Here is an 11,094-nt window from a genome sequence, read left to right as displayed (position 1 = left end):
GGTCTCGCCGTTGCCGTTGGAGGAGACGACGCCGGAGGTCGTCGTCCACGGCGTGGTGCCGGACTCGAAGCCACCGTTGCTCACCTTGTTACCCGAGGAGGAGCAGCCGCCGCCGACCGAGTTCACCGTCCACGTGAACGACGTGGTGCCGGTCAGGTTGGAGGTGTTCTTCGCCGTCACGGTGACCGAGGAGGTCCCCGCGGTGGTGGGCGTGCCGGAGATCAGGCCGGTCGAGGAGTTGATCGACAGCCCGGCGGGCAGGCCCGTCGCGCTGTAGGTCAGCGTCTGACCGTTCGGGTCACTGGCCTGGATCTGCAGGCTGGCCGCGGTGCCGACCGTGCTGGTCTGGTTGCCGGGGTTGGTCACCGTCGGGGCGCCGGGCTGGCCGGGGCAGGTGCCGGGGACCGGGTCGCTGCCGGTGACGCTGACCGCCGCCCAGGCGGCGTTCACGGTGTTGTACTCGGTGCAGTGCGTGCCGTACAGGTCCGCGGCGGCCTTCAGCGAGTCGGTGCGGGCCTGGGCGTAGTTCTCGCTGCTGTTGGCGTACGACGCGAGCGCCTTGTACCAGATCTTGCCGGCCTTGTCGTTGCCGATGCCGGTGACGGTCGAGCTGTTGCACGTCGGGCTGTTGCCGTACCCGTGGTTACCGCTGCCGACGGCCAGCAGGAAGAACCAGTGGCTCAGTGGGCCGAGCGAGTAGTGCGGGTCCAGCGAGCCGTTGCTGCTCGTGTAGCAGTCCGGCGAGGCGCCGTCGAGCGAGGGCTGGTACATGTAGCGCAGCGGCTTGTTGTCGCCGTTGATGTTGATCAGCTCGCCCATCGTGTAGTCGGGCGTGTCCTTGGCGTTGTTCGCGTAGAACTCCACCATGGTGCCGAAGATGTCGCTGGTGCCCTCGTTCATGCCGCCGGTCTCGCCGGTCTCGTCCCAACCGGTGAGAGCGCCGCTGACGCCGTGGCTCATCTCGTGGCCGGCGACGTCGATCTCGACGAGGGGACGGGAGTTGCCGGAGCCGTCGCCGTACGTCATCTGGGCGCCGTCCCAGAAGGCGTTGACGTAGGCGTTCCCGTAGTGGGTCCGCGAGGGCACGCCGTTGCCGTCGCCGAAGATGCCGTTACGGCCCTGGACGTTCTTGTAGTAGTCGAACGTCTCCGCCGCGCCGTAGTGCGCGTCGACGCCGGCCGAGGCCGCGTCGCTGTTCGTGCCGTTGCCGAACGTCCCGGTGGAGTTGCTGAAGGTCGTCCCGGTGCCGCTCGTCGCGTGGTTCAGATTCGTGGTGTACCCGTTGCCGTGCGAGGGGTCCTTCATCGACCACGTGCTGCCGGACTGGGTGAGGTCGATCGGCACGGTGCCGCTGTAGATCGAGTTTCCGGTGCCGGCGGTGAGAGCCGAGACGCCGCCGTTCGGCGCGGCCTTCGCGTGGGCTTCGGCGGCGCGCTGCTGGGCCGGCGACAGGAAGGTGTCGATCTCGTCCCGCTTGGTGACGACCTTGCCTTTGACCGCGTCCACCAGCACGTGCAGCACGCTCGGCGTACGGTCGGCGCGCACGCCGCGTACGACGGTCTCCCAGACCAGCTGGGAGGACCGGCCCGTGGCCCACACCGCGAGGTGCGGCGTGCCGACCTTGGAGACCGTGCCCGCCAGCTGCCCGCGCGACGTACGCGCGGCGGAGGCGGCGGCGACGTGGGGCGTCGTCGACACGGCCGCGGCCGGGGTGGCGGTGTTCAGCCCGCGGTAGGCCCCGCCGGGCTTGAGGTGGACGATGAGGTCGCCGCCGTAGACCGGCAGGCCCTGGAACGTCCGGTCGAAGCGGACATCGGCGGCGCCGTTCTTGGCGACCACGACCGTGCGCGGCGTGAAGGCGTCACCCGACTTCACGTGGGCGGTGCCCGGGTGCGCGGCGAGGGCCTTGCGGGCCTCGGCGACGACCTGCTTGCGGGTGCTGGGGGACGGGTTCAGGGTGAAGTCGTTCTTCGTGAACGCCGAGTGCCCGGCAGGCTGCGGTTTGGCAGGGGATTTGGCGGGAAGCTGGGACGGGGCGGCGCCGGCGACGGGCGCCGACAGCAGTCCGCCCGCGACGGCGAGGACGGCCGTGGCCGACACCGTCGCGATGCGTCGTTTGGACATTGGCGGAGAATCCTTTCGCCAAAGGGGGTGGGCCCGCGCCATCGCGGGCAGGCGGAAGGGACAGGGGCTCGGTCTCCCGGGGTCGGGGGACCGTGGATCGGCCTCCCGGGTCCGGGGGACCTTGGGCAGAGTGTCCGTATCCGAACGAACGCTGAAAAGCCCCTCAACGGAGGGATAGGGAAATCCCTACGCCGTCCGGTCCTCCGGACGCGGCACGGCGATGATTCGGGTCAGTCCGACTCGGGAGCGCACCCCCAACTTGCGGTACGACCTGGTGAGCGCGGCCTCGACCGTCTTGATGCTCACGAACAGCCGGGCGGCGATCTCCCGGTTCGTCGCGCCCTCGGCGACCAGCGTCGCGACCCGGCGCTCCATGCCCGACAGCGCCCGCAGCGGATCGCCGTCCCCGGTCGCGGGCGGAGTGCCCAGGTCGATCCGGTCCAGCTCCGAGGTGACCGCGGCGATCCACGGCGCGGCCTTGGCACGCAGCAGCACCCGCCGTGCGCCGTGCAACGCCTCCCGCGCGGCGGCCGCGTTCCCGGCGCGCAGGTACAGGCGGCCGAGCTCCAGCCGGGCCCGGCCCTCCTCGATGGGATAGGGCAGCGCGGTGAGGGCGGCGACGGCCCGTTCCATGCAGTGGAGCGCCACCTCGACGTCGCCTCGCGCCGCCGTGACGACGGCGGCGGCCCGGTCCAGGGTGGCCAGGACGCTCCGCCGGCCGAGCCGTACGGCGTCCCGCCTGGTCTCCTCGATCAGATCCTCGGCCTCCGCGATCGCCCCGATCGCGGTCAGGGCCTCGGCGAGGTCGGCGTGCCAGCGCCGCAGGGCGGGCTCGGCCAGCCCCTGCGCGGCCTCCAGGCGGCGCACCCGGCGGAGGGCGTCGACCGCTCCGGTCGCGTCGCCGCGCAGCAGCCGGATGTGCCCGAGGGCGTGCAGCGTCGTCGGTAGGAACAGCAGGTCGCCGTCGTCCTCGCTGTGCCCGACGCCGCGTTCGGCGGCGGCCAGGCCGCGATCGAGCGAGCCGCCCGCCGCCTCCGCGAACGCCACGGCGCACCAGGCGGGTCCCTGGCTGAGCTCGCTGTCCTCGGCCAGCCGCAGGCACTGGTAGGCCAGGTCCAGGGCGCGGTCGCAGCGGCCGCGCGCCATCTCGACCTGAGCCGACCCGTACAGGCACATGAACAGGCTCTCCACCGCGCCGCGCTGGCGCACCGCGTAGGTGAGCGAGCGCAGTTCGCCGCGTGCCTCCTCCAGCCGGTCGTGCAGCAGATGATGCCGGTACCGCAGGTAGACGGGGCCGTTGTGGCCGAGCCTGATCGCCGGATCCTGGGGTCCGGCCAGCGCCCGCGCCATGGTCCGCTCCGCCTCCGGCGACCCGATGTGGAACTCCGCGAGGGCCTGGCTGGTCAGGGCCAGCAGCTCGGTGTTGCGGTCGCCCGCGTCCGCCGCCAGGCGCGCGGCCGTCGCCGCCTCCTGGCGGGCGCGCGGCGCCGAGCCCTTGACGAGCCAGGCCCGCCAGGCCAGACGGTAGTGCAGCGGGGCGAGCAGCGCCGGGTCGTCGCGCGCGTCGGCGAGCGCGCGCGGGAACACGTCGTCGAGCTCGGCGAGGGCCTGCCCGCAGGAGTCCAGCAGCACGATCCACGCCCGCACCCGCTCGGCCGGCAGGGCCGCCTCCGCCAGGACGTCCTCCGCGATGCCCCGTGCCATCGCGAACTCCCCGGCGGCGAGGGCGTCCTCGGCGGCGGTGAGCCGCAGCTCCGGTTCGGCCTCCGGCTTGGTGGTGCGCTCGGCGGACAGCAGGCCGAGCTGCGCGGCGGCGGCGCGGGCCCCGCGCCGGCGGGCGGCGGTGGCGGCCTCGCTCAGCGTCTCGGCGACCTGCGCGTCCCGTCCCGGGGCGACCGCCGCGAGATGACGCGCGCGCTCGACCGGATCGGTGACCGCGTCGGCGAGAGCGGCGTGGGCGGCGAGCCGGTCCCGCTCGGGCGACTCGGCGTACAGCACCGCCGACAGCAGCGGGTGCGTGAACCGGACCACCTCGCCGGGCGCGACGATGCCGGCGTGCAGCGCCTCGGCGATGTCCGCGGCCGCCTCGGGGCGGCCCGCGGCACGCAGCAGGGCCAGTGTCGGCCGGGCCGCCGCACAGGCGATGAGCAGCGTGTGCCGCGCGCCGGAGGACAGGGCGAACAGGCGTCCCAGCATGAGCGTGCGCAGTCCGTCGGGTACCGGCAGCGGCGCCGCCGGGTCCAGCGGTTCGCCGTGGTCGGCCAGGGCGCGGCCCAGCTCAAGGGCGAAGAACGGGTTGCCGTCGCTGGCCCGGTGCACCTTTGCCAGAACGGCGCGCGGCAGCCCGAGGCCGCCGAGCAGCCCGCCGACCTCCGCGACGGTCATCGGGGGTACGGGCAGCGTCAGCGCGGGCGGCGGGCACAGTTCCAGCGGGTCCTGCGGGTCGCCGGGGCTCGTGCGCAGGCCCGCGAGCGCCCGCAGCGGGAGCCCGCCGGCCCGCCGGGCGATGAACGCCAGCAGCTCCGCGCTCGGCGCGTCCAGCCACTGCGCGTCATCGACGACGAGGAGCACCGGCCCGGCGGCGCAGAGGTTGCGGAAGGCCGCGAGCACGGCGACGCGCAGGCCGAGGACGTCGCGCTCGCCGACCGGGTCGTCACCGCGCAGCAGGGCCGACTCCAGTACGGCGCGCTGGTGCTTCGGGAGCGACTCGAGGAGGTCGTCGCCGGTCTCGGCCAGCAGATCGATCAGGCCGAGGAAGGGCAGGTGCCGTTCGGTCTCCGACAGTGAGCAGCGCAGCACCCGGTGGTCGGTGAACTCGACGACGAGTGTGGTCAGCAGGGTCGACTTGCCGATCCCGGTCGGACCGGTCAGGACGACGCTGCCCCCGGCGGTGAGGTGGTCGCGGGCGCGGGCCAGGAGAGGTTTCCGGTCCACGAGGGCAGGCGGCCACGGTTCCCCGACCGGCGGCCGTGCCGACACCGGCGGGGCGGCCGTTCCCTTGGCTGATCCGTACGGATCGGTCATCCGCGCTGGCCTCCGGGCGCCGCTCCCAGCGTGAGAGCCCCGAGCGGGCAAGCTAACAATCGGTCATACGGCAGTCAACACCCCCAGTTCGGTCTTTCGGGGAGGAGTGGCTGCTACAGGTTCCAGCTTCGGCCGGGTACGAGCCGGTGAGACGAGTGAGAAAGTGAACTAGAACGTGTTGCAGTTTCGTGGTTCGGCTCTTATGGTCGGGACTGTGCGGACACGGGTAACAGAACTCTTCGGCATCGAGTATCCGATCTTCGCTTTCAGCCACTGCCGCGACGTCGTCGCCGCGGTCAGCCGCGCCGGCGGCATGGGCGTCCTCGGCGCGCTCTACTTCACGCCCGAACAGCTGGAGACCGAGCTCAACTGGATCGACGACCACGTCGGCGGCAAGCCGTACGGAGTCGACGTCGTCATGCCCGCCAAGTACGAAGGCGCGGACCTCGGCGACGCCGGTGAGCTGCTCGGCAAGCTCCAGGCCATGATCCCCGAGGGTCATCGGAAGTTCGTCAACGACCTGCTGGAGCGTCACGGCGTCGACCCCCTCACCGAGGAGGGCGCCGGCCACTACCTCCTCGGCTGGACCGACGCCACCGCCCGACCCCAGGTCGAGGTGGCGCTCAAGCACCCCATCGCCCTCCTGGCCAACGCGCTCGGCCCGCCCCCGGCGGACGTCGTCGAGCAGGCGCACCAGCACGGCGTGAAGGTCGCGGGCCTGGCCAGCAACGCCCGCCACGCCCGCAAACAGGTCGAGGTCGGCGTCGACATCATCGTCGCCCAGGGCACCGAGGCCGGCGGCCACACCGGCGACGTCTCCACGATGGTCCTCATCCCCGAGGTCGTCGACGCGGTCGGCCCGGAGACAATCGTGCTCGCCGCGGGCGGCATCGGCCGCGGCCGTCAGCTCGCCGCCGGGCTCGCGCTCGGCGCCGAAGGCGCGTGGACCGGCTCGATCTGGCTCACCGTCGACGAGGCCGACACCCCCGAGGCCTCCCGCGACAGGCTCCTCGCCGCGACCTCCCGCGACACCGTGCGCTCCCGGTCCTGGACCGGCAAGCCCGCCCGGATGCTCAAGACCGCCTGGACCGACGCGTGGGAGTCCCCCGAGTCACCCGGCACCCTGCCGATGCCCATGCAGTTCATGCTCATCTCCGACGCCCTCCGCCGGATCAACCGCGCCGGCGCGGGCGAGCTGACGACCTTCCCCGTCGGCCAGATCGTCGGCTCGATGAACCAGGTCAAGACCGCCTCCCAGGTCATCTACGACCTCATCGAGGAGTACGTCGAGACGATGGAGCGCCTGAACACCCTCACCGAGTCCTGAGCGGAACCTCCGGCGCGCGAACGGGTCCGGCCGTCCGCGCGCCGGATCTCCGTGTGGCGCTGGGATTTTCCTGCGGGCTCAGGCCGGCTCCTCGCGCGGGGCTCAGGCCGGCTCCTCGCGCGGGGCTCAGGCCGGCTCCTCGCGCGGGGCTCAGGCCGGCTCCTCGCGCGGGTGGCGGATTCTCAGGCCGGCTCGACCGCGTCGATCTCGGCGAGGATGGCCCGCTTGCGGTCCTCGTCCAGGAAGGAGGCGCGGACGCCGTTGCGGGCCAGGTCGGCGAGCTCCTTGCGGCCGAGCCCCAGGTCCCGCGCCGCGACGCGGTACTCGTTGGTCAGCGTCGTGCCGAACATCGGCGGGTCGTCGCTGTTCAGCGTCACGTACAGGCCCTCGGCGAGCATCCGGGGGAGCGGGTGCGCGGCGATGTCCGGCACCTGCTTGGTGCAGACGTTCGAGGTCGGGCACACCTCCAGCGGCAGCTGCGTCTCCCGCAGGTACGCGACGAGCTCCGGGTCGTCGAGACAGCTGATCCCGTGCCCGATCCGCTCCGCCTTCAGCTCCCGGATCGCCTCCCAGATCGTCTCCGGCCCGGTCATCTCCCCGGCGTGCGGCACGCTGTGCAGCTCCGCCGCGACCGCGGCGCGGAACGCGTCCCGGATCGACTGCTGGTGCGAGAGGCGGTCCTGCTCGACGCCGCCGATGCCGAAGCCGACCAGCTTCTCCGGCGGGTGGTTCAGCGCGTGGTCGAGGGTGGCGCGGTCCGCGTCGTCCCCGAACTCGCCGGGGATGTCGAAGACATAGGCGACCTCGATCCGGTCCGCGACCTCCCGGGCGGCGATGTCGAGGGCCTCGGTCACCGCCGGCCTCGTCATGCCGACCGACACGTGGGAGTACGGCGTGACGGTCAGCTCCACGTAGCGGACGTTCTGTGCCGCCAGGTCCCGGGCTACACCGGTGACCAGCGTCGCGACGTCCTCCGGCTCCCGCACGAGGCCGTTGACCGCGAAGTAGACCTCGGCGAAGTGCGGGAAGTCGCGGAACTCAAAGAAATCCCGCAGGGCCGCCTCGTCGGTCGGCACCCGGTGCCCGGTGTGCCGCCGGGCCAGTTCGAGCACAGTGGGCACGGACGCGGAACCGACCAGATGAACGTGAAGTTCGACCTTGGGCAACGCGTTGATGAAGTCATCTGTGACGGTCATGGCCGGGAAGCTAACAGCGTCGGATCACCGCAAGCCAGTGATTTTGGCCAAAGCTGACACATATCCGTCAGATTTCGCCATCGAGGGTCTCACCAGCGGAGGAGCCAGGCGAGGACGCGGCCGACGACGACGTAGACACCGGCGGCGAACAACCAGTTCTCCGTCAGCTCCTTACGAGCGTCCGCGTTGCGGAACACGTCGTGGAACGGGGTCGACAGCCAGGTGCCGACCCGCAGCACCGCATGGACGATGTTGTTGTGCGGGTTGGCGCCGCCCCACGTGAGCGCGATGCCGAAGAGCAGGACGAGCGTGACCGTCCACGCCACCAGCCACACGAACGCGCTGAGCCCGTCGTGCCGCTGCATCCGCCGGATCCGCGTGGTGTTCCACCGTCGTCGCCGGGTGTCGCTCACCGCCGGGGCGGTGGTCTCCGCCGCCGGCCGCCGCCAACGCCGCCATATCTGCGTGGCCATCTGTGATGCCTCCTCCAGAAGGCCCCCGAGAACCGTTTCGACGAGGTTGTCCCTCCAAGAAAAGCCATTAAACGGTCACTTTATGTAATCACCTGCGTTGACCGGCGTGACCTGGCATGTTGAGCAGCCGAATCGAAGGTCCGTTCGCCTGCTGGTCGACACGATTGCCCGCATTGAGGTACTTCATGTCGTCGTCGTGCGGTCCTGTCATCCGAGTGAACCCTCGGAGCGCCGGCGTCGTAAATGTATGGAGCGCCTAATCCTTGAACTCGCGGGGATGGGCGTCGGTCAGGTGACGCTGGAGGCGCGAGCGCCGAAACAGAATCGCAAGGACATGCACCTGATCGATGTGCTTCGTGCCCGCGACGGCTTTGTCTGCGATGTGTGGGTGCATCATGCCCCTGGCCCGGAAGAGCCCCTGCTATGGATTCCGGACGTGATCGCTGGCTCGGTGGTTGCCGCGAGATGTGGGAATGGCTCGTACGTCGAGCAGACAGCACCCGTGACGACGATCTTTCTGATCGCTCCATGAAAGACGCAAGCCCGGGACCCCACCGTCCAGCGGGAACTTCCCGGGCCCACTTCCAACCGCTCCGCAAAGCGGCGACCTTGTCGCTTAGTGTGCCTCGTCCACTGCGAAGCGTCAACAGAAATCGGTGAGCAGCATGGCGATCTTCGTGGCGGCCAGGAGGCGGTTCATCCGTGGCTCGCTCCGCCGCCGAGGTTCATCACGATGACTCCGGCGACGACGATCGCCGCTCCGATGACCGTGGCCGGCCGGACCCGCTCGTCGAACAGCAGCACTCCGCCTACGAACGCGCCCACCGTGCCCAGCGCGGACCAGATCGCGTACACCGGCCCGACGTGCAGCCGGGTCAGCACCTTGGCCAGCAGGACGAAGGAGATGAGGTAGCCGGCCACCACGATCACCGACGGCCCGAGGCGCGAGAAGCTTTCGGAGGCGCGCAGTGACAGCGTCGCGGCGACCTCCGCGACGATCGCGATTCCCAGCAGCAGGTACGGCATCATGCGCCCTCCTCGATCATCGCCGTCAGTCGCGCCCGGATCTCGCGGTGGAGGTCATCGGCGGGCGGTGCCAGGTTCAGCAGCCGTGCCATCCACCAGCCGTCGACGGCGAGGCGGACGAGGGTGGCCGTGGCCGGGTCGAGTCCGTCGTCGGCGAGCCGGCGCTGCCAGGTCTCGTAGTACCGCCGTAGCGCGGCCAGCACCTCCGGTCCTCCGGACAGCCCGGCGAGCCCCGGTGCCCACCTCGCAGTGGGCACCGGGGGATCGTGCTCTACGGAGCCTGTTGCACCGGGACGTTGTTCAGCGTCGGGAAGCCGGGGACGCTCACGGTCGCGCCGCGCCACCCCAGCGGGAGCCGGAAGAGGTTCCAGCCGATGAGGGTGCCCTGGCCGCGTACGGTGAAGCCGCCCTGGCGAATGGAGTAGCCAGGGAAGATCGCCTGTTGCCTGCTGTCCGTGACGTTCTTGTACTCGTACGGGCCGGCGGTCAGCGTGATCCGGCCCGGTCCGGGGTTACGGAAGATGTCGGCCAGGTTCGTGGCGAACGCGGTCGGGATCGGGTGCTTGTTGACGTTGTGGAGTGTCCACGTGAGCACCGCGAAGCCGTTCGGCTCGCGCATGAGGCCGGTGACGGCGAAGGTCATCGACTTCGGCCACGGCAGCAGCGGGATCGGTGACTTGGTCGCGTGCACCAGGACGACCGGTCGCGGGTCGGATTGCCCGGCCGGGTCGGCGCTCGCGGTGGGCACCGGCCGGTTGTCCTGTCGTGGCTCCGCCTGCGCCGCGAAGGTGACGCTCACCCGGCGGTTCAGAGCGCGGCCCTCGGCCTTGCCGTTGTCCGCGATCGGGTCGGCCGATCCGTGGCCCGTGGCCGAGTACTGGATGCCCTGGCGTTTCACGAGCTTCCGCAGTGCGGCCCGGACGTTCTCCGCGCGCTTCTGTGAGAGCGGGCGGTTGACCGCGTCGGTTCCGGTGTTGTCCGCGTAGCCGTCGACCGCGACGGTCTTGCCGGGCGATGTCTCGATCTTGTTGGCGACCTGCTTGAGCAGAGTCTGTGCCTTCGAGGTCAGCGTCGCCTTGTTCGTCGCGAACACGACGTCGGCGGACAGGCGGATGCTCGTCTTGCCGCCGCCGGTCGCGTCGGTCTCGTCGCCGTGCCGGACCGTGTTGATGAGCGGGTAGGTCTCCGGGGCGGCGGTGGGCGTCGTCAGCGGGTTCAGGGCGGTGTCGCCCTGCCGCTGGTGGAGCAGGTACGGGGCGTGCGCGGTGACGGGGACGCGGAGGAAGGGCGGCGTGTTGGGGAACACCACCGTCAGCGCGGTGCCGCTGCCCGGCGGGACGTCGAAGGCGGCGTCCACGTCGACGGGCCGTCCGGCCTGGACGTCGGTCAACTCCGTGCACAGGCAGCCGCCGGCCTGCGTGCGCAGCACCGGATGCTCGGTCGCGTGATCCAGGTCGAGCAGGAGGGCTCCGCTCGGCGCGTGGTCCCCGGGATGCGTCGGCGCGGCCCACGCGGTCGGCCCGACTCCCGATCCCGGTCCCGCGGTCACGCGGAAGCGGGCGACCACGCGGGCCGGCGTGATGCGGTCGAGGGCCATGAGGTCGACCTTGAACGACTTGCCGGGCCACGACATGTAGTGGGTGCGGAGGGGCGAGCCGTCGGCCTGTGCCACGGCCAGGCCCGAGGCCCGAGTGGTCTTCGCCCCCGGCGGCCCGGTCTCGTCGTTGCAGCCGGCCGCCACGACGGCCACGGCCACCGCCGCGGCGACCGTCCCCACACTGCGGTTGAAGCCGCCCATCGCCATCCCATCTGTGGTGATACGTCGTATCAGTCGCAGGATGTGACGGGAGCGCGCGTCGGACGGTTCCGTCTCCGTCGCTGGAAGGTCGGCTACTCGGCGCGCTCGCCGAGCTCAGGGCCACTC

Annotated in this window: 9 protein-coding genes; 2 read left to right on the top strand and 7 right to left on the bottom strand. The window is 71.3% G+C overall.

The features are described from left to right. The coding region (locus tag AB0I04_RS48780; RefSeq protein WP_360901529.1) for a M4 family metallopeptidase at nucleotides 1-2,124 on the bottom strand (2,124 nt) is incomplete at its 3' end. Between the two features lie 186 nt (nucleotides 2,125-2,310). Beyond that, nucleotides 2,311-5,058, bottom strand: a complete 2,748-nt coding sequence (locus AB0I04_RS48775; protein ID WP_360901526.1) for an AAA family ATPase — start codon at nucleotides 5,056-5,058, stop codon at nucleotides 2,311-2,313. Between the two features lie 304 nt (nucleotides 5,059-5,362). Between AB0I04_RS48775 and AB0I04_RS48770 the strand changes: the two genes are divergently transcribed. Further along, a complete protein-coding gene (locus AB0I04_RS48770; protein WP_360901524.1) occupies nucleotides 5,363-6,475 on the top strand; it encodes a nitronate monooxygenase family protein in 1,113 nt (370 codons plus the stop codon). 182 nt (nucleotides 6,476-6,657) lie between these two features. Here AB0I04_RS48770 and add read toward each other — a convergent pair whose 3' ends face one another. Continuing rightward, nucleotides 6,658-7,671, bottom strand: a complete 1,014-nt coding sequence (gene add / locus AB0I04_RS48765; RefSeq protein ID WP_360901521.1) for an adenosine deaminase — start codon at nucleotides 7,669-7,671, stop codon at nucleotides 6,658-6,660. 89 nt (nucleotides 7,672-7,760) lie between these two features. Continuing rightward, entirely contained in the window at nucleotides 7,761-8,144 is a 384-nt protein-coding gene (locus AB0I04_RS48760; RefSeq protein ID WP_360901518.1) for a hypothetical protein, read from the bottom strand. Between the two features lie 97 nt (nucleotides 8,145-8,241). Here AB0I04_RS48760 and AB0I04_RS48755 point away from each other — a divergent pair, with 97 nt between their 5' ends. Further along, nucleotides 8,242-8,676, top strand: coding sequence for a hypothetical protein (locus AB0I04_RS48755; RefSeq protein ID WP_360901515.1), 435 nt, complete (start codon nucleotides 8,242-8,244; stop codon nucleotides 8,674-8,676). Between the two features lie 164 nt (nucleotides 8,677-8,840). Here the strand turns inward: AB0I04_RS48755 and AB0I04_RS48750 are convergent, their stop codons facing one another. Genes AB0I04_RS48750 through AB0I04_RS48740 form a run of 3 tightly spaced genes read right to left on the bottom strand, consistent with a single transcriptional unit; the run spans nucleotide 8,841 to nucleotide 10,974 of the window. Further along, nucleotides 8,841-9,173 carry a multidrug efflux SMR transporter gene (locus AB0I04_RS48750; RefSeq protein ID WP_360901512.1) on the bottom strand — a complete coding sequence of 111 codons (333 nt, stop codon included), beginning with the start codon at nucleotides 9,171-9,173 and terminating at the stop codon, nucleotides 8,841-8,843. Beyond that, nucleotides 9,170-9,427 carry a hypothetical protein gene (locus AB0I04_RS48745; RefSeq protein ID WP_360901509.1) on the bottom strand — a complete coding sequence of 86 codons (258 nt, stop codon included), beginning with the start codon at nucleotides 9,425-9,427 and terminating at the stop codon, nucleotides 9,170-9,172. The genes AB0I04_RS48750 and AB0I04_RS48745 overlap by 4 nt, the downstream gene beginning before the upstream one ends. A 14-nt stretch (nucleotides 9,428-9,441) precedes the next feature. Continuing rightward, a complete protein-coding gene (locus tag AB0I04_RS48740) occupies nucleotides 9,442-10,974 on the bottom strand; it encodes an OmpA family protein (protein WP_360901506.1) in 1,533 nt (510 codons plus the stop codon). Nucleotides 10,975-11,094: the final 120 nt, after the last annotated feature.

This window comes from Actinoallomurus sp. NPDC050550 (assembly GCF_040655075.1).
Lineage (GTDB): Bacteria > Actinomycetota > Actinomycetes > Streptosporangiales > Streptosporangiaceae > Actinoallomurus.
Note: the sequence above shows the minus strand (reverse complement) of the source record. Positions and strands in the feature narration are given on the sequence as shown.